The organism is Streptosporangium sp. NPDC003464 (assembly GCF_053588315.1).
Window position 1 is genome coordinate 19090 of record NZ_JBSFPS010000015.1, and the last position, 17378, is coordinate 36467.

Sequence of the window (17378 nt, forward strand, 5' to 3'; positions counted from 1 at the left end):
GGAACCTCGCACGAGGTTTGTCAAACGACTTGAGTCTATGTCGCTCAACCCTGTGGGGCGTGAAAGCATTCCCGCCTTCCGGGAAACAGGAGGCGTTCCCTGTCTCCAACGAAGGAGCACGCATGATCGCTCCCACTGATCCCGGTCCGGGGGCCGAGACGTGATCGGCTCCCCCGATCTCGGGCTCGGGCCCGGGCCCGGGGCCGGCGAGTGGTCGCCGCGCGACGACTTCGACCGGGTCTTCGACGCCCACTTCGCCGAGATCCACCGCTACGTCGCCCGGCGCCTGGACACCGACGCCGCCGACGACATCGCGGCCGAGACCTTCCTCGTGGCCTTCCGCGACCGCGACCGCTTCGACGCCGAGCGGGGCGGCGTCCGGCCCTGGCTGTACGGCATCGCCACCAACCTGCTGGCCAGACACCGGCGGAGCGAGGTACGCCGCTGGAAGGCGCTCAGCCGTATCGAGGCGGCAGGTCATGTGGACAGCCACGAGAACGCCGTGGCCGTCAGGGTCGTCGCCGGGCAGGTGACCGGTCGGCTCGCGGGGGCGCTGGCCGGCCTGGCCAAGCGCGACCGCGACGTCGTCCTGCTCGTCGCGCTCGGCGGGCTCGCCCACGCCGAGGTGGCGGCCGCGCTGGACATTCCCTACGGGACCGTGGCGTCCCGGCTGAACCGCGCCCGCAAGCAGCTCCGCAGGGCACTGGGCGACGTCAACCCGCTGGAGGCCGCCGATGGATGAGATCACCCTGCTGGCGTCCGCCCTGCCGGACGCGCCGCCGCCGACACCCGAGGCCGTTGCCCGCGCCCGCGCCCGCCTGACCGCCCACGAGGTACGGCGCCGCCGTCACCCCACCTGGACACTGATCATTGGAGCCTCCATGGCCACCACCGCCGTCATCACCGCAGTCGCGCTGGCCGCGACCCTCATGGCCCCGGCGTCACCCCCGGCGCTGGGGACGCCGAAGACCGGTGAGCACCTGCTCCTGGAACTCGCCGACAGGGTGGAGAAGCTCTCACCCGGGAGCGGCGCCTACTGGCGCGTCCAGGGGACCAACGTCAGCCGCTATCCGGTCGGCAAGGAATCCGCGCGCTACTGGATCGCGTTCAGAAAGAACACGGTCCAGTGGAGCCCGCGGGAGCCGGGAGACCTGTACGTCGAGGCGAAGGAGTCGTCCGGCACCGGGCCGGACACACCGGAGGACGAGAAGATCTGGCGGAAGCAGGGCTCGCCCAGGCGCTGGAACCCGTTCGCGTGCGAGGACTCCTCTCCCGGCTGTCCCGTCCTCACCGACAAGCCGTCGCGCCGTCAGTACCGGATCATGGACAAGGTCACCGACATCGGCATGGCCGGCCTCACCGTCGCCGAGCTGGACGCCCTCCCGACCGACCCGGTGCGGCTGCGGGAGCGCCTTGAGGGCTACCGCAAGGACTTGCAGAAGCGGGGCGTCACACATCCCGGGGAGACATTCCTCCAGCAGGCCATGTTCGATCTGGCGGTCATGCCGGCCCCTCCCGGACTCCGGGCGGCGTTGCTGCGCCTGTACGCGGAAGAGCCCGAGGCCGGGACGGCACGGGAGGACAACGATCCGCTGGGCCGCCCCGCCGTCGCCGTCGGCCTCGGCGCGAGCCGTGCCCAAGTGGGCACCCGCGGGGTGCCGACCAAGCAGGAAATCCTCCTCGATCCTCGGACCGGTGAGGGCATGGCCCTGAGAATGGTCACGACGGCCGCGGAAGGCGGGGTCCCGAAGGGCACCGTGATGATCTACAGGGTCATCGACAAGATGGGCTGGACCGATGAGCGGCCCAAGCTTCCCTCGGGCTGCCGGATGAAGGCCGGCGTCACCTGCCGCTGACCCCCGCCACGGCTCCCGCCGCGCGGCGGGAGCCGCACTGGGCCCGGGGCCCGGCGCCGCTCAGGACCTGGCGCCGTCGACGACCTTGCGGTCGCCGAGGGGGGCCTTGAGCTTGACGGTCGTCACCTTCTGGACGGCGATGGCGATGCAGGCCATGTTCTGGGCCTTGGCGCTCGGGCCCTCCCAGAGGGTGACGGTCACCCGCTTGGAGGTCTCCTTGACGCTCACGCGGTCGAGCACGGTGCACGGCTCCACCCCGGACCACCAGGTGATCCGCAGGCTCCGGCCGTCCTTGGACGGCTTCGCCGTCAGCCACCGCACCTTGCGGGGGTTGACGGTGTGGCCCTGGGGCCTGGTCGCCCGGGGGCCCTGTGAGGGCTCGACCCGGGGAGCCACCGTGTGGGCCACCGGCCTGGAAGGGGCCGCGCCGGTGGTCGCGGCACCGGTGACGGCGCCGGCGCTGTGTTCGGCGCCGCAGCCCACGGCCAGCAGCAGGCTTCCGGCCAGAAGAGAGGTCGCGATCATACGCATACCCTTACAACGGACCGGGCCCCGGCCTGGTTCAGTGCATCCGGACGTCGCGCTGCAGGACCTCGGTCATGACCATCGAGACGGTGACGGAGTCGTCGTCGATGTGCGGCACGGTCAACCCGTGGTGCACGGCCGTCGCGCACAGCAGCAGGTCGATCGGTCCGGCGGAACGGTGCTGCCCTTTCTCGGTGAGCTTGTACTGGGCGTTCTCCACCCAGCGCCATGCGGCCTCGGGGACTGGGACGGACCTGCACAGGGCCTCCAGCTCGGCCTCCGGACCGCCACCATGGGCGGCTGCCGGGGTCCGCGTGGGTGGATCCCATAGGCTGGTCAACCACTTCTCCTCAGGCAAGGTGCGCTGACATGATCGCGATTCTGGGAACCGGAAAGATGGGCGAGGCGCTGCTGTCGGGGCTGCTCCGGGCCGGGTTCAAGCCGGGTGACGTGATGGCGACCGCGCGGCGTGCCGAGCGGGCCGCGGCCCTCAGGGAGCGTTACGGCGTGCAGGTGGTCTCCAACGCCGAGGCCGCCAAGGGTGCCGACACGATCATCCTCGCGGTCAAGCCGCAGGACATGGGGTCCCTGCTGGCCGAGATCGCGGCGCACGTCCCGGCCGACCGGCTGGTGATCTCGGCGGCGGCGGGCATCACCACCTCGTTCGTGGAGTCGCGGCTCGGCGCCGACATCCCGGTGGTCCGGGTCATGTCCAACACGCCGGTCCTGGTGGACGAGGCGATGAGCGTGATCTCGGCGGGCGCCCACGCCTCGGAGGAGCACCTCAGGCGGGCCGAGGACCTGCTCAAGCCGGTCGGCAAGGTGCTGCGCATCCCCGAGACGCAGCAGGACGCCGCCACCGCCCTGTCCGGCAGCGGCCCGGCCTACTTCTTCTATCTCGTCGAGGCCATGGTCGACGCGGGCATCCTGCTCGGCATGCCCCGCACCGCGGCCCTCGACATGGTCACCCAGTCGATCGTCGGCGCGGCCATCATGCTCCGCGACTCCGGGGAGCACCCGGTGATCCTGCGCGAGGCCGTCACCTCCCCGGGGGGCACCACCATCGCGGCCATCGCCGAGCTGGAGAGGCACAGCGTCCGCGCAGCCTTCCTGGCCGCCATCGAGGCCGCCAGGGACCGGAGCCGCCAGCTCGCCGGCGGCTGATCACCCGTCTTTTAGGAAACTTTCCTTAATAATGCATAATTCCCGCAGGACTCCGGCGGGAATGAGGCGATCGTGGCGCAGGCCGTACAGACCGGTGATCGGCGGGGACAGGCGGGGCCTGCGGTCTGGTCACGGAGTTTCGCGCTGTTCTTCACCGCGCGGTCCGTCTCCATGCTCGGGGCCGCGATGATCCCGTTCGCGACGGCGGTCGGCGTGGGCGGGCTCGGCTACGGCACCACCGGCGTCGGGCTGGCGCTGGCCGCGTGGATGGCGCCCTTCGCGGTGCTCATCCTGTTCGGCGGGGTGTTCGCCGACCGGTTCACGCCGCGGCGCATGATGATCGGCGCCGACACCGTCCGGGTGATGACCCAGGGGGCCGGCGCGGCGCTGTTCATCTTCGACCGGCCGCAGCTCTGGCAGATCCTGGCCGTCTCCGCGGTCAACGGCGTCGCCGCGGCGATGTACCAGCCCGGCGTATCCAGCACGGTCCCGCGGGTGGCCGCCGACGTGCAGCGGGCCAACGCCACCCTGCGCGTCTCCGAGTCGGTCATGATGCTGGCCGGACCGGGCGTCGCGGGCGCCATCGTCGGGTTCTCCGGGGTGGGGGTCGTCTTCGCGATCGACGCGGCCGGGTTCGCGATCAGCGCGACCTGCCTGCTCCTGCTCCGCCTGCCGGCGGTCGCGGCGACCGCGGCCGAGGACTCGATGTGGCGCAACCTGCGCGGCGGCTGGCGGGAGTTCCGCTCCAGGACCTGGATGTGGTCGGTGATCCTGGTCTGGGCGGTCTTCGGCGTCACCCTGTTCGGCCCGATGATCCCGCTGGGCTCGGTGCTCATCACCGGGCGGCTCGACGAGGCCGCCTACGGCCTGGTCATGTCCGCCTCCGGGGCGGGCACCATCGTCGGCGGCCTGATCGCGATGCGGATGCGCCCGGTCCGGCCGCTGATGGCCGGGGCGATCGGCCTGTTCGGCTTCGGGCTGGAGCCGCTGTCCATCGCCGCCGGGGCGCCGCTGGCGGTCCTGATGGCCGCGCACGTGATCGGCGGCGCGGGCTGGGCGTTCTGGTCGGTCATGTGGGCCACGAGCGTGCAGACCCAGGTGCCGCCGGAGGCGCTCAACCGCGTCACCGCCTACGAGGTCGCCGGATCGACCCTCTTCGTCCCGATCGGCCAGGTGCTCGCCGGGCCGGTGGCGGGGGTGGTCGGGGCGCCGGAGCTGCTGATCGTGTCCGCGGCCGTCGCGGTCGCCGGCTGCACCGCTCTGCTGCTGGTGCCCGCGGTCCGGGGGCTGCGCCGGGTGGTGCCGGCCTGACCGGCCCGGCATCCGGAGGTACGGCACGCCGTACTTCCGCGAGAGGTACAACACGCCGTACTTCCGCGGAGCCGTACTTCCGCGGAGCCGTACTTCCGTGAAGGGGACGGATCTCCGTGAAGCCGTGTGATTAATCGGAATAAGACTGGATATTTCGCTCAGATGAAAACCGCCTTCTCCTCCGCGACAGCCGTGTAAACCCGTCCGCTCATCGGTGCGGTAACGTCGGCCGGGGTGGGAGATCGACCAGCGAGCGCGCCGCGACGCGTAGCGTCGCGATCAGACAGGGAGGGCGCATGAGCCGGTCCGTTCGGGTCGTCTGGGACGACGCGCTCACCTCCTACGACTTCGGCCCCGGCCACCCGCTCGCGCCCGTGCGGGTCGAGCTGACCATGGCACTGGCCAGGGAGCTCGGCGTGCTGGACGCGGTCGAGGTGGCCGGCTGCGCCCCCGCCACCGACGACGAGCTGGCGCTGGTCCACAAGCGTGACTACATCGAGGCCGTCAAGCGGGTCTCCGCGACCGGGCGGCCCGACATGGCCCACGGGCTCGGCAGCGAGGACAACCCCGCCTTCACCGGGGTGCACGAGGCCTCCGCGCTGATCACCGGCGCGAGCCTGGCCGCGGCCCGCGCGGTGTGGACGGGTGAGGCCGAGCACGCGGTGAACATCGCGGGCGGGCTGCACCACGCCATGGCCGCCACCGCGAGCGGGTTCTGCGTGTACAACGACCCCGCGGTGGCGATCGGCTGGCTGCTGGCGCAGGGGGCCTCCAGGGTCGCCTACGTGGACGTGGACGTCCATCACGGGGACGGCGTCCAGGCGCTGTTCCACGACGACCCCAGGGTCCTCACCGTCAGCCTGCACGAGAGCCCCCGCACCCTCTTCCCGGGCACGGGCTTCCCCGAGGAGACCGGGGCGGAGGGCAGCGCGGTCAACGTGGCGCTGCCGGCCGGCTGCGGCGACAGCGGCTGGCTGAGGGCCTTCCACGCGGTGGTGCCGCCGCTGCTGCGGGAGTTCGCCCCGGAGATCCTGGTCACCCAGCACGGCTGCGACAGCCACGCGCTGGACCCGCTGGCCCACATGATGCTCAGCCTGGACGGCCAGCGCACCGCCTACGCCGCGCTGCACGCGCTGGCCCACGAGACGGCGGGCGGCCGGTGGGTCGTGACCGGCGGCGGGGGATACGAGCTGGTGCAGGTGGTGCCCCGGGCGTGGACCCATCTGATCGCCGAGGTCTCCGGACACCCCCTCGCCCCGGCGACCGCCACCCCGCAGGCGTGGCGGCGGCTGGTCAGGGAGCGGACCAGACAGACGCCGCCGCTGTCGCTGACCGATGGCAGAGATCCGGAATTTAGTGATTTCTCCGCTGGTTATGATCCAGCAGACCCGATCGACCGGGCCATCATGGCGACCAGGAAGGCCGTGTTCCCCTTCCACGGGCTGGATCCCCTCCCGTGACGCCGGCGGACACGCCCACCGGCCGGACGGAGAGTGCGGAGCGAGTGACGGAGGAGGTCACAGTTTGACAGCGCCCGGACCACGACGCACGGTGTCGCCGCTGACACGAGACGACCTCCGCGAGCACCTGATCCGCACTCGGATCGCCGGTGACGTGGCGACGAGCCGGGAGAACAACCTCGATCACTACAGGTCGCTGGCCAACCGGGACCCGCACCACATGTTCGGGCTGACGCCGGAGGGCCACTGGTCCTACCGCGACGTGCTGGCGCTGATGGCCAAGTCCGCCGGGGTGGTGGCCGACCCGGACCACTACGAGGGCCAGGACACCATCGACCCGGACCGCACGATCGGCGCGATCGAGGCGATGGGCGACACGATCGCCGGCGTGCTCCGGACCGGCGCTCCCCGGATCCTCTTCGCCACCGGCCACCCCACCGGCCTGCTCACCATCCACATGGCCCTGGCCAGGCTGGCGCGCGAGCACGGCGCGACCCTGCTGGGCCCGGCCGAGGGCTGGTCCTACTGGAGCGCCGGGTTCGGCCGCAAGCGTGAGATCCGCTACATGGACGACGTCGCCATGCTGGCCGACCGGGGCGCCTTCGTGCACACCCACGACGCGGCCCCGATGCGGGCCATGCTCGACGAGCTCGGCGCCGACCGCCCCGATCTGGTGATCGCCGACCACGGCTGGGCCGGCGCGGCCGGCGAGGCGGGCGTCCTCACCGTCGGCTTCGCCGACAGCAACGACCCCGCGCTCTTCGTCGGGGAGGCGGAAGGCAAGATCGCCGTGACCGTCCCGCTCGATGACAACGTGCTACCAAGATATTACGATCCGCTGACACGCCATCTGGTCGAGAGGGTCGTGCGAGCCCTCTGAGACGGGGGTTGCGCAAAATGGGCCATCCCTATACGGGCTTTTCGCGCCTGCATTCCGTGGTGCTCGCCGACCGTTTGCCAACTTTTTGATGATTGTGGGCGACTCTAATAAGAGACAGTTGGTCCGTTCCAAGATCGAGGCGAGGGGCACGGTCCGGCTGCTGGCCAGCGAGTTTCTCCATTTCGCTGACATGGGGCTGCGGAGACTGAGAAAGTAGGGGGTTTGCGCACCCGGAGTCCCGACTTACGCTGACGGCAGTACACGTGCGTGAGCAATGGCACCAGTGGGGATAACCCGGAAACACGTGCGGAAGAGGCGTCCGATGGGTGCAGGCGAAAGACCTCTCAGCGAGGTGAAGTTCCTGACGGTGGCCGAAGTGGCCACGGTCATGAGGGTGTCCAAGATGACTGTGTACCGACTCGTGCATTCGGGCGAGCTGCCGGCCATCCGGGTCGGTCGATCCTTCCGAGTGCCGGAGCAGGCGGTGCACGACTATCTCAGGGATGCCTACATCGAGGCGGGTTGAAGCGAGCGGGCCCCGGGCGACGGGCGGGGTGACCGGTGAGGAGCCGGCCGGCCGCGTGGCCAGCGCGGAACGGCGGGCGACCAGCAGGCCGGAGTCTCCCGGCCGGGCCGGCCGGACCGGCGGCGGAGGACCCATGCTTCAGTGAGGTAGCGGCGTGATCGCCACGCCGTGAGTTCCAGTACCCGGGATCCCCCCAGGGGCGATCTACCATGGATCGCCGGTAGTCTGTTGAGCCGGTGTGTTGTTCGCGCACCGGATTGACAATCTCGGCTACCAGCTACCTGGGGGTCCCGTGGGCTCTGTGATCAAGAAGCGCCGTAAGCGCATGGCGAAGAAGAAGCACCGCAAGCTTCTCAAGAAGACCCGTATTCAGCGGCGTAACAAGAAGTAGTAACGCGGATCTGCGAGGCGCCGATGACCCACACCGTGCTTGTCACCGGGGTCTCGCGCCACATCGGCGCCCGAGTGGCGAGCGTTCTCGCGGCTGACCCGGACATCGACCGGGTCATCGGAGTAGACACGGTGCCGCCGCCCTCGCTCTCACGTGATGGCGGCGTACCTCTCGGCCGGACGGAGTTCGTCCGCGTCGATCTGCGCAGCCCCGACATCGCCCAGGTGATCGCGGCCGCCGACATCGACACAGTGGTCCACATGAGCCTGGTGAGCGCCCCTCCCCGGAGTGGCGGCCGGATGCTCATGAAGGAGCACAACGTCATCGGCACCATGCAACTGCTCGGTGCCTGTCAGCGGTCCGCGACGGTCCGCCGTGTCGTCGTCCGCTCCACCACGGCGGTCTACGGCTCGTCCCCCCGCGATCCCGCGGTCTTCACCGAGGACGCGGAGCCGGGGGAGCCGCCGGCCCACGGATACGCCAAGGACGCCGCGGAGGTCGAGGGCTACGTCCGCGGCTTCGCCCGGCGGCGCCGTGACGTGACCGTGTCGACGCTCAGGTTCGCCAACTTCATGGGGCCCGGCGTCGATTCGCCGCTGACCCGTTACTTCACCCAGTCCGTGGTGCCGACCGTGTTCGGCTTCGACCCCCGGCTGCAGTTCGTCCACGAGGACGACGCGGTCGAGGTGCTCAGGCGGATGGCGATGGAGGACCACCCCGGCACGTTCAACGTGGCCGGGGACGGCGTGCTCCTGCTGTCGCAGTGCGCCCGCAGGGCGGGCCTGCTCGCGCTGCCCGTGCCCTCTCCCGCCTTCCGTCTCCTGGGCGACCTCGCCCGCGGCGCGGGACTGGTCGACTTCTCCCCCGAGCAACTCCGCCTGATGTGCCACGGCCGCGTGGTCGACACCGCCCGGCTGGCCGCCCGCCTCGGCTGGAAGCCCAAGTTCTCGACCGCCGCCGCCTTCGAGGACTTCGTCCGCGCCCGGGATCTGGCCGGCGGGCTCCCCGCGGCCATGGTGGACGCGCTGTCCCGGGTGATGGCAGGGTGACTCGGATGGCAGGCGAACCCGCTGAGACAGATGACGCCGAGGTGATCCCCATCACCCGGGGGCGCTCCACGCACGCGCCGCCGCCCGCCGGCCCCGGGCCGTCGTCCGGCGCGGGGGACCCGCCGTCCGGCACGGAGGAGCCGCCGCCGGACGACGGCGACGACCGCGGCCTCGCCGAGCTGTTCGCCTTCCTGCGCCGCCGTGTCACGGGCGACTACGAGGTCGACGAGTTCGGCTTCGACCCCGAGCTCACCGACAAGGTGCTGCTGGAGCTGATCCGCCCGCTCTACCGCCACTGGTTCCGCGTCGAGACCGTCGGCATGCACAACGTGCCGGGCGACTCCGGCGCCCTCGTGGTGGCCAACCACTCGGGCACCCTCCCGCTGGACGGGCTCATGCTCCAGGTGGCGCTCCACGACGACCATCCCGAGCGCCGCGCGGTCCGTCTCCTCGGCGCCGACCTGGTCTACCAGCTCCCGCTGCTCGGCCACCTGTCCCGCAAGACCGGCCACACCCTGGCCTGCCGTGACGACGCCGACCGCCTGCTGCGCAAGGGCGAGCTCGTCGGCGTCTTCCCCGAGGGCTTCAAGGGCGTCGGCAAGCCGTTCTCCGAGCGTTACAAGCTGCAGCGCTTCGGCCGCGGAGGCTTCGTCGCCTCCGCCATCCGCGCCGGGGTCCCGATCATCCCCTGCTCCATCGTGGGCGCCGAGGAGATCTATCCCAAGATCGGTGACCTGCGTTTCCTGGCCAGGGCCCTGGGCCTGCCCTACCTGCCGGTCACCCCGCTGTTCCCCTGGCTGGGGCCCCTCGGCCTGGTGCCGCTGCCGTCCAAGTGGCTGATCGGTTTCGGCGAGCCCATCCGCACCGACCAGTTCGATCCCGCGGAGGCGGACGACCCCATGCTGGTCTTCAACCTCACCGACCAGGTCCGCGAGGTCATCCAGCAGCAGCTGAACGAGCTCCGCCTCCAGCGCGGCCACGCCTTCCCGCCCTTCTTCTGACCCCGGCCCCGTCCTTCTTCCGCCCCCGGCTCTTCTGACCGCCGGCGCCGTTCCCCGCCCGCCGTGCACGCTCACCGCGCTGACCGGTCGCCGGTTTTTTATTAGCCCCCGCGTCTAACAGTGGGCGCCCCGGGTGGCTATGGTGTCCTCGACATCGAGCCTCCGAACGCGCGGGAGTGGTCATGGGCGCACGCCGTACCGGGAGAAGGGCCGTCGTCACCGGGCTCGCTGTGGGAGCGGCGCTGGGGATCGCCGCACGGCGGCGCAGGGCGCACGCGGAGACGGCCCTCGGCGGGCACCGCGGCAGGCAGGTCACCGTCACCACCGACGACGGGGTACGGCTCGCGGTGGACGTCGAGGAGGCCGATTCGCCCGAGTTCGCCGTGGTCTTCGCGCACGGCTGGGTGATGAACCGGCACTGCTGGCACTTCCAGCGGGAGGCACTGGCGGGCAGGGCCACGCTGGTCTTCTACGACCAGCGCGGGCACGGGGACTCCTCGGCCGGGACGCTCGACGCGTGCACGGTCGACCGGCTCGGCGACGACCTGGCCGCCGTGGTCGAGCAGGCCGTGCCCGGAGGGTTGCCGGTGGTGCTCGTCGGCCACTCGATGGGCGGGATGACGGTCATGGCGTTCGCCGGACGCCACCCCGGCGCCCTCGCCGCGCGCGTGGCCGGGGTGGCGCTGCTGAGCACCTCCTCCGGCCTGCTGGCCGGCAGCACGTTCGGGCTCCCCGGCCCGATCGGGCGGCTCGTCCCGCGCGTCACACCCGTCGTGTTCGAGCGCATGCTGACCCGCGCCACGCTCATCGACCGCAGCGCCGCCCTCAAGTCACGTACCAACCTGCCGGTGACCCGCTACATCGCCTTCGGTCCGCGGGCGCCACGCGGGCACGTGCGCTTCGTCAACGACATGGCCGCGGCCACCCCCACCGAGGTGATGGTCGGCTTCTTCCGTGACTTCCTCGTCCACGACAAATACGCGGCGCTGGCCGCGCTCGGCTCGGTGGAGACGCTGGTCATGGTCGGCGGCCGTGACCGGCTCATCCCGCCCGCCCACAGCCGCCGTATCGCCGAGGCGATCCCCGGCGCCGAGCTGGCCGTGCTCCCCGGGGCCGGCCACATGATCGGCCTCGAACGGCCGGAGGCCGTCAACCAGGCCCTGGCGGATCTGTTCGACCGGGCCGCCCGCCGTACGGGGGCCCGCCCGGAGCGGTAGGGGCGGCGCTCATCCGTTCTGGGGTGCCGGTCTGTTGTGGCGCCGAGCGCCCACCCGGGACGCTGGACGGTCATCCGGGCCGTGGGCGGTCACCCGGGACGCTGGACGGTCAACCGGGCCGTGGGCGGTCACCCGGGACGCTGGACGGTCAACCGGAGGGCCGCGGGGCGGCGGTGGCCGGGCTCGCCTGGAGCCCTCGGGCGGTGGCCGCCGGGCTCGTCTGGAGCCGTCGGGCGGCGGTGGCCGGGGGCACTTGGGTTTCGGGCGGCGGTGGCCGGGCTCGTCTGGAGCCGTCGGGCGGTGGCCGCCGGGTTCACCTGGAGTGCCGGGCGGTGGCCGCCGGGCTCACTTGGCGCGGTAGAGGCGGCGCAGGGCGACGGCGGCGGCCACGCCACCGGCGACGGCTCCGGCGCCCGCGGCGATGGGCAGGGCGACCATGGTGGCCTTACGCCCGGTGCGGAAGTCCTTGATGTCCCACTTGTTCTCCCGGGCGTGGTCACGCAGCTCGCCGTCGGGGTTGATCGCGACGGCGTTGCCGACCAGGGAGAGCAGCGGCAGGTCGTTGGCCGAGTCGCTGTAGGCCGAGCAGCGTGACAGATCGAGGCCCTCCCGGCGGGCCAGCGCCCGGACCGCCTCGGCCTTGGCGGGGCCGTGGAGCAGGTCGCCGACCAGGCGGCCGGTGTAGACGCCATCGACGGTCTCGGAGACGGTGCCGAGCGCGCCGGTCAGGCCGAGGCGCTGGGCGATCACGCGGGCGAGCTCCACCGGGGTCGCGGTGACCAGCCAGACGCGCTGACCGGCGTCCAGGTGGCTCTGCGCGAGGGCGCGGGTGCCCGGCCAGATCCGGTCGGCCATGGCCTCGTCGAAGATCTCCTCGCCCAGGCGGACGATGTCTTCGACCCTGCTGCCCGCCACGAACGCCAGCGCGGTCTCCCTGGCCTGGGCGATGTGCTCGGGGTTCTCGTCGCCGCGGACCCGGAACACCGCCTGGCCGAGCGCGAACTTGACCAGGTCCTTGGTGGTGAACAGCCCCCGCGAGGCCAGGCCCCGCGCGAAGTGGTAGATGGAGGCCCCGCGCATCATGGTGTTGTCGACGTCGAAGAAAGCGGCGGCGGTCGGGTCGGGATCGGCCATCGGCATCGCGACCGCTGCCGCGGCCGCCACCTCTCCGGCTATCTCCGGTCCGCCCCGCCGTCGTATCAGCCGCTTCATAGCACCTCAGCTTAACTGGCACAGGTGGGTGAAATCGGTGTACATCGCGTTAGCGGAAGGTGATGTCTCGCATGTGCGAGGGTCTTCATCCGGGCGGGGCCAGGCCCTCGATGTAGTTGAGATAGCCGTTGGCCCTGCGCCGTTCCTCGACGTCCATCTTGGGGAGCATCCCCTCGATCTGGTTGCGCTGCTTCTGGACGAAGCGCTTGAGCCGGCCCGTGCTCCTGGCGTCGCTTTTCGCGTCGCGGCGCCGCACCCGGGTCAGGGAGGTGACCGCGGAGCGGGTGGTGTCCTCCATGGCCTGGAGGGTCTCCTCGATGAGGTCGCTCTGGCGCCGGGTGGCGCCGAGGAGCTCCTCGACCTCGTGGGCGCGGGTCTCGGCGTAGTCGAAGGAGCGGCCCGCCCGTTCGGCGTCGTCGGTGCTCAGGTGGAACAGCGTGCTCTCGGCGGCGCGCTTGAGCGGGTAGAGCGTGTCTCCCGGCATCGACCGGTAGGTCGCCAGGCCCGCCAGGACCATCGTGGCCGCCAGGCCCAGGCTCAGGAACCGGGCCAGCGGACCCGGGCGCGGCCTCGGCCGTGCCGGGGCGGGCCGTTCGGCGGGCGGGCCGTCCTGGCCGGAGGCGTCCATGAGGCGGTCGCGGAGCGCGGAGCGGAACTCCGGACGGGGACCGCCTCCCATCCGGGAGCCGAGCCTCGTCACGCGGTTCTGGATGCGCGCCTGCGATCTCCGTGAGATCCCGGGCAGCCACTTACCCATGAACGCTCCCTGCCGCCCCCAGCTCACGATCCATCGTTGTCACTTGCCTAACGAGGGCTCGGCGCGCCAGGTTACGCGGTACGTCGCCATCGGAATCCGGCATGGCGGCCAAGGTCAGCTGAGGTCCGAGGGGAGTGCGCGGGCGAGCGCCCGGATCGCCCGGAACTGCAGTGCCTTGATCGCCCCGCTCTTCTTGCCCATGATGAGCGCGGTCTCCGCCAGCGACATGCCGTGCAGGAAGCGCAGGACCACGCACTCCTGCTGCTCGGGGCCGAGATCGCGGACGGCGCTGAGCACCCGATTGCTGATCATTGCGGTGACGACGGCGTTCTCCGGGATGTGCGGGCCGTCGAGCGGGGTGTCGATCACCTCGGCCGTCGAGACCTCAAGCCGGTACCTGCCGGATTTGAAGTGGTCGGTGATCAGGTTCCTGGCGATCGTCACGAGCCAGGCCCCGAAGTCGCGTCCCTGCCAGGTGAAGTCGGCGATCCGGCGGAGCGCGCGCAGGAAGGTCTCGCTCGTGAGGTCCTCGGCCAGCGGGTGGGATCCGACCCGGAAGTAGATGTAGCGGTAGACGAGGTCGAGATAGCGGTCGTAGAGCGTGCCAAACGCGTCCGTGTCTCCCGTTTTGGCACGCAGAACGAGCCTCCGGAGATCCTCCGAGGCGTCCTCGCGGGCGGCGAGCTCATTTCTGCGGACAGGCTGGGCCGCCCCGGAAGCGGTGGGGACAGGCCCGGCGAATGGCCACGTGTCTGGCATCCGGTATCCCTGTGGGGGAGGGGGTGCGGCGTGCTCGCTCACTCTAGAAATGAACAGGAAATTCCACAATCCACTTCGTAACGTCGTGACTAGGGGTAATCGGTCGATACGGTGTGGGGCCGGTAGTTTCTGGCCGGACCGAGGAGCCGACTACCAGTTCGGCTACCGGTTAGGGGGTAATGTCCGGCAGCATTGGAGACACCATGGAAGTCCTCGTCGCTGTCATCGCCTTTGCCGGTGCGCTGCTCGCCGCCATTGCCACAGTCGCCCTCGTCGGCCGTCTCCGCGAGGAGCCCAAAGGCTGGCTGATCGCCTGGAGCATTACGACGGCGGCGCTCTGCCTGTCACTCGGAGTGATCGGTACCGGTCATTTAGTGGGATTTGGGTCGGCCACATTCCGGATTTACCAGCTGACCGGCTCACTGCTCGCCCCGCTCTGGCTGGCCGTCGGAGTGGTCCAGCTCCTGGCGCGCAAGTCCAGCGCCAGGTTCGCCTCCTGGCTGCTGGGGACCGCGTTCACCGTCGTCGCCGCGGTGATCATGATGGTCGACCCGCTCCGGCTGGACACGGCGTTCTCCAAGACGCTGCCCGGCAGGAACTACTGGGGGTTGCCGCCGACCTACCTGCTCGGGGCCGTCCACCTGGCCGTCGCGCTCGTCCTGCTGGCCGGCATCGCGTTCGCGGTCCTGCGCTGGCGCGGGGGCGACGACTACGACGCCGACAACATGCACGCGCTCCTGGCGCTCGGCCCGACGGGCCTGGCCCTGCTCGGAGCCGTGAGCTTCACGGTCCCGGGGATGTTCACCGCGCTCCTGCTGTGCGTCACCGCCGCCGCGGTCTGGTACGTCGTGCTCCGCCCGCTCGCGCCCTACGAGGACGAGGACGACGAGGACGACGAGCCGGACGACGGCTGGGAGGAGCGCCGGCCGGCCGGCCGCCGCGCGGCCACCGATCCGCCCCGGGACGTGCAGGTCGCCGGCCGCCGCCGGGCGCTGCCCGAGGAGCCGTCCCGGCGCTCGGGCCTCGGCGACCTGGTGGCCGAATACCGCGCGGGTGAGCAGGAGGTCGACTACGCGGCACGCATGCAGCAGCCTCCCGCCCAGGGCGATCCGTTCGGTGGCCCCGCCACCGGCACCTTCATGGCCGGCGAGTACGGCATGCCGTCCCCCGGCCGGCCCGGGGGCGGCGAATACACCCAGCCGCCCCCGGTGACCGGCCAGTTCGGGATGGCGCCGGCCGGCCAGGCGACCGGCGAGTACGACATCCCGGCCAACGAGTACGGCAGGCACACGGGCCCCGGCGGGCCGGGCGGAGCCGGCAGGGCCGCCGGTCCCAGCACCGGGGAGTTCGCCAGACCCGACGCGGCCTACGGCACCCAGCAGGGCGGCAGCCTCCAGCCGATGCCCGCCGACCAGGCGTTCGGCACATCCTCCGGATACGGTCAGGGCGCCCCCGGACACGGCACGGCCGGTTACGGCCAGACCCCGGACCGCGGCCTCGGCGGCGCCCCCGGTTACGGCCAGGGCCCCGACCTGGGGCGCGGCGGCCCGCAGGCGGCCGGGCCCGGCTATCCGGGCGCCGCGGCCGAGCAGCCGGGCGGCTCCTCCCGCCCGTCCCCCAGCATCTTCGGCCTGCTGACCGTGTTCACCCTGATCGACGGCAGCGGGGAGCGGTTCGACCGGCTGGCCGAGGAGACGCTTGAGGCCGTCCGCCACTCCGAGCCCGACACGCTCATCTACGTGTGTCACTCGGTGAAGTCGGCCCCGCTCCAGCGCATCATCTACGAGCTCTACCGCGACGAGGTCGCCTACTCCGACCACCAGCGCCAGCCGCACGTGGAGCGTTTCGTCAGCGAGCGGCAGAACATGGTGCTGGCCACCAACGTGATCGAGCTCAACGTGAACGCCGCGAAGGTGATGCCGCTCCCGACGGCCTTCAGGCTCTGAGCGCGGCGCGCAGGCGGTTCTCGTCGACGCGCCAGAAGTCGTGCTGGACGCCGTCGACGAGGGTGACCGGGATCATCTCCCAGTATCGGGCCTGGTCCTCCTCGGAGGCGGTGATGTCGCGCTCCTCCCAGGGGACGCCCAGCTCCGTGGCGACCCGCTCGATCACCGTCCGAGCGTCGTCGCACAGGTGACAGCCGGGCTTGCCGAGCAATGTGATGCGGTGGTCCTGCGGTGCCATGCCCGTCACGGTAGCCGAGTCGCGGGCATGTACCGGCGATCTCCCCTTCCGCAATCAGGGAGAAAGCCATCGAGAGCGCGGCAAGTTACGCTGCTGGCACCGGGAGAGTGATCTCTCCGTAGTCGGAGGAGCGACGGGGAGGACACGCACCGTCAGCGCCGCGGCGGCGCCGCCGGCCCCCACTTTGTGCACCGGTTCACAAAGGGACTAACCTGAATGACAGTGGCCTCACCTCGTCATCCGTCGCGTCCGGGCCGCGCCGGCCGCCTGTCCCCCTGGAGCTCCGGCACGTGATCCGCCGTCTGTCCCAAGCCCGTGAACGTGGCATCCCCGAGGCGACCGTCGCCCGGCTGCCGCTCTACCTGCGCGCGCTGAACGGCATGGCCGAGCGGGGTCTGGCGACCGTGAGCTCGGAGGATCTTGCCGTGGCGGCCGGGGTCAACTCGGCCAAGCTCCGCAAGGACCTGTCCCACCTGGGCTCCTACGGCACCCGCGGGGTCGGCTACGACGTCGAATACCTCATCTACCAGATCTCCCGCGAGCTGGGTCTGACCCAGGACTGGGCCGTTGCCATCGTCGGAGTGGGTAACCTCGGTCGTGCACTTGCCAACTACGGCGGGTTCGTCTCGCGTGGATTCCGGGTCGCCGCTCTCCTCGACGCCGACCCCGAAGTGGTGGGCGACCATATCGCCGGATTGAATGTGGAGCACATCGACGAGCTGGAAGCCGTGATAAAGCGGCGGGGAGTGTCGATCGTGGTGCTCGCGACGCCGGCGGCGGCGGCCCAGCAGGTGGCCGACCGGGTCATCGCCGCTGGGGTCACCAGCATCCTGAACTTCGCCCCCGTCGTACTTTCCGTGCCAGAAGGCGTCGATATCCGTAAAGTCGACCTATCTATTGAATTGCAGATCCTTGCGTTCCACGAGCAGCGCAAAACGGATCGGATGACTGGGGGGCCTGCGATGGCCGAGGAGTGGCCTGAGGCGGTGGACCTGTGAGCGAGCACGAGGTGCGGGCCCAGGGTCGCCGCGTCTCTCGAAATGACGCGGGAGACCGGGCACGTCCGCGTCCGGGGAGAGGCGGGGA

19 protein-coding genes are annotated in these 17378 nt (G+C 71.1%); 13 read left to right on the forward strand and 6 right to left on the reverse strand.

Translation table 11 applies throughout. The features are described from left to right. The first annotated feature begins 160 nt into the window (after positions 1–160). Both ACWDS7_RS05765 and ACWDS7_RS05770 read left to right on the forward strand, forming a co-directional pair. Positions 161–742, forward strand: a complete 582-nt coding sequence (locus ACWDS7_RS05765; RefSeq protein WP_451928299.1) for an RNA polymerase sigma factor — start codon at positions 161–163, stop codon at positions 740–742. Next, positions 735–1856, forward strand: a complete 1122-nt coding sequence (locus ACWDS7_RS05770; protein ID WP_451928300.1) for a hypothetical protein — start codon at positions 735–737, stop codon at positions 1854–1856. The genes ACWDS7_RS05765 and ACWDS7_RS05770 overlap by 8 nt, the downstream gene beginning before the upstream one ends. Before the next feature lie 60 nt (positions 1857–1916). Here ACWDS7_RS05770 and ACWDS7_RS05775 read toward each other — a convergent pair whose 3' ends face one another. After that, the gene (locus tag ACWDS7_RS05775) at positions 1917–2381 is read right to left on the reverse strand and encodes a hypothetical protein (RefSeq protein ID WP_451928301.1); all 465 of its coding nucleotides are present in this window, start codon (positions 2379–2381) and stop codon (positions 1917–1919) included. 37 nt (positions 2382–2418) lie between these two features. Next, positions 2419–2721 (reverse strand): hypothetical protein, encoded by a 303-nt coding sequence (locus tag ACWDS7_RS05780; protein ID WP_451928302.1) that lies wholly within the window; start codon positions 2719–2721, stop codon positions 2419–2421. Positions 2722–2750: 29 nt separating this feature from the next. Between ACWDS7_RS05780 and proC the strand changes: the two genes are divergently transcribed. From proC to ACWDS7_RS05825, 9 genes are all read left to right on the forward strand, one after another. After that, positions 2751–3545, forward strand: coding sequence for a pyrroline-5-carboxylate reductase (gene proC, locus ACWDS7_RS05785; protein ID WP_451928303.1), 795 nt, complete (start codon positions 2751–2753; stop codon positions 3543–3545). Between the two features lie 72 nt (positions 3546–3617). Then, positions 3618–4856: an MFS transporter gene (locus ACWDS7_RS05790; RefSeq protein WP_451928304.1), complete on the forward strand. Its 1239-nt coding sequence runs from the start codon at positions 3618–3620 to the stop codon at positions 4854–4856. A 296-nt stretch (positions 4857–5152) separates the two neighbouring features. Continuing rightward, positions 5153–6316 carry an acetoin utilization protein AcuC gene (locus ACWDS7_RS05795; RefSeq protein ID WP_306860522.1) on the forward strand — a complete coding sequence of 388 codons (1164 nt, stop codon included), beginning with the start codon at positions 5153–5155 and terminating at the stop codon, positions 6314–6316. A 91-nt stretch (positions 6317–6407) separates the two neighbouring features. Beyond that, on the forward strand, positions 6408–7196 hold the full coding sequence (locus ACWDS7_RS05800; RefSeq protein WP_451928329.1) for a phosphatase: 789 nt from the start codon (positions 6408–6410) through the stop codon (positions 7194–7196). A gap of 322 nt (positions 7197–7518) precedes the next feature. Beyond that, entirely contained in the window at positions 7519–7722 is a 204-nt protein-coding gene (locus tag ACWDS7_RS05805) for a helix-turn-helix domain-containing protein (RefSeq protein ID WP_012887307.1), read from the forward strand. A gap of 292 nt (positions 7723–8014) precedes the next feature. After that, on the forward strand, positions 8015–8113 hold the full coding sequence (locus ACWDS7_RS05810) for a 30S ribosomal protein bS22 (RefSeq protein ID WP_018654693.1): 99 nt from the start codon (positions 8015–8017) through the stop codon (positions 8111–8113). A 23-nt stretch (positions 8114–8136) separates the two neighbouring features. Further along, on the forward strand, positions 8137–9162 hold the full coding sequence (locus tag ACWDS7_RS05815) for an NAD-dependent epimerase/dehydratase family protein (protein ID WP_451928305.1): 1026 nt from the start codon (positions 8137–8139) through the stop codon (positions 9160–9162). 5 nt (positions 9163–9167) lie between these two features. After that, on the forward strand, positions 9168–10163 hold the full coding sequence (locus ACWDS7_RS05820) for a lysophospholipid acyltransferase family protein (RefSeq protein ID WP_451928306.1): 996 nt from the start codon (positions 9168–9170) through the stop codon (positions 10161–10163). A 182-nt stretch (positions 10164–10345) separates the two neighbouring features. Next, positions 10346–11380 carry an alpha/beta fold hydrolase gene (locus ACWDS7_RS05825; RefSeq protein WP_451928307.1) on the forward strand — a complete coding sequence of 345 codons (1035 nt, stop codon included), beginning with the start codon at positions 10346–10348 and terminating at the stop codon, positions 11378–11380. Between the two features lie 345 nt (positions 11381–11725). Here the strand turns inward: ACWDS7_RS05825 and ACWDS7_RS05830 are convergent, their stop codons facing one another. The 3 genes from ACWDS7_RS05830 to ACWDS7_RS05840 all read right to left on the reverse strand — a co-directional run bounded on the left by ACWDS7_RS05830 (position 11726) and on the right by ACWDS7_RS05840 (position 14108). Beyond that, a complete protein-coding gene (locus ACWDS7_RS05830; RefSeq protein WP_306860505.1) occupies positions 11726–12592 on the reverse strand; it encodes an HAD family hydrolase in 867 nt (288 codons plus the stop codon). A gap of 85 nt (positions 12593–12677) precedes the next feature. Continuing rightward, entirely contained in the window at positions 12678–13349 is a 672-nt protein-coding gene (locus ACWDS7_RS05835; protein ID WP_306860503.1) for a DUF5667 domain-containing protein, read from the reverse strand. A 114-nt stretch (positions 13350–13463) separates the two neighbouring features. Next, positions 13464–14108 carry a sigma-70 family RNA polymerase sigma factor gene (locus ACWDS7_RS05840; RefSeq protein ID WP_451928308.1) on the reverse strand — a complete coding sequence of 215 codons (645 nt, stop codon included), beginning with the start codon at positions 14106–14108 and terminating at the stop codon, positions 13464–13466. A 203-nt stretch (positions 14109–14311) separates the two neighbouring features. Here ACWDS7_RS05840 and ACWDS7_RS05845 point away from each other — a divergent pair, with 203 nt between their 5' ends. Further along, positions 14312–16054: a putative quinol monooxygenase gene (locus ACWDS7_RS05845; RefSeq protein ID WP_451928309.1), complete on the forward strand. Its 1743-nt coding sequence runs from the start codon at positions 14312–14314 to the stop codon at positions 16052–16054. Here ACWDS7_RS05845 and ACWDS7_RS05850 read toward each other — a convergent pair. Then, positions 16044–16292, reverse strand: a complete 249-nt coding sequence (locus tag ACWDS7_RS05850) for a glutaredoxin family protein (protein WP_306860498.1) — start codon at positions 16290–16292, stop codon at positions 16044–16046. The two genes, ACWDS7_RS05845 and ACWDS7_RS05850, sit on opposite strands and share 11 nt — an antisense overlap. A gap of 290 nt (positions 16293–16582) precedes the next feature. Between ACWDS7_RS05850 and ACWDS7_RS05855 the strand changes: the two genes are divergently transcribed. Continuing rightward, positions 16583–17290 carry a redox-sensing transcriptional repressor Rex gene (locus ACWDS7_RS05855; protein ID WP_451928310.1) on the forward strand — a complete coding sequence of 236 codons (708 nt, stop codon included), beginning with the start codon at positions 16583–16585 and terminating at the stop codon, positions 17288–17290. Positions 17291–17378 lie beyond the last annotated feature (88 nt).

Bases quoted from the DNA above. Each gene is read 5' to 3' on its own strand.
- ACWDS7_RS05815 (WP_451928305.1), top strand. From the start codon at position 8,137: ATGACCCACACCGTGCTTGTCACCGGGGTCTCGCGCCACATCGGCGCC.
- ACWDS7_RS05835 (WP_306860503.1), bottom strand. From the start codon at position 13,349: ATGGGTAAGTGGCTGCCCGGGATCTCACGGAGATCGCAGGCGCGCATC.
- ACWDS7_RS05805 (WP_012887307.1), top strand. From the start codon at position 7,519: ATGGGTGCAGGCGAAAGACCTCTCAGCGAGGTGAAGTTCCTGACGGTG.
- ACWDS7_RS05770 (WP_451928300.1), top strand. From the start codon at position 735: ATGGATGAGATCACCCTGCTGGCGTCCGCCCTGCCGGACGCGCCGCCG.
- ACWDS7_RS05845 (WP_451928309.1), top strand. From the start codon at position 14,312: ATGGAAGTCCTCGTCGCTGTCATCGCCTTTGCCGGTGCGCTGCTCGCC.
- ACWDS7_RS05840 (WP_451928308.1), bottom strand. From the start codon at position 14,108: ATGCCAGACACGTGGCCATTCGCCGGGCCTGTCCCCACCGCTTCCGGG.
- ACWDS7_RS05795 (WP_306860522.1), top strand. From the start codon at position 5,153: ATGAGCCGGTCCGTTCGGGTCGTCTGGGACGACGCGCTCACCTCCTAC.
- ACWDS7_RS05820 (WP_451928306.1), top strand. From the start codon at position 9,168: ATGGCAGGCGAACCCGCTGAGACAGATGACGCCGAGGTGATCCCCATC.
- ACWDS7_RS05850 (WP_306860498.1), bottom strand. From the start codon at position 16,292: ATGGCACCGCAGGACCACCGCATCACATTGCTCGGCAAGCCCGGCTGT.
- ACWDS7_RS05775 (WP_451928301.1), bottom strand. From the start codon at position 2,381: ATGATCGCGACCTCTCTTCTGGCCGGAAGCCTGCTGCTGGCCGTGGGC.
- ACWDS7_RS05825 (WP_451928307.1), top strand. From the start codon at position 10,346: ATGGGCGCACGCCGTACCGGGAGAAGGGCCGTCGTCACCGGGCTCGCT.
- ACWDS7_RS05830 (WP_306860505.1), bottom strand. From the start codon at position 12,592: ATGAAGCGGCTGATACGACGGCGGGGCGGACCGGAGATAGCCGGAGAG.
- proC (WP_451928303.1), top strand. From the start codon at position 2,751: ATGATCGCGATTCTGGGAACCGGAAAGATGGGCGAGGCGCTGCTGTCG.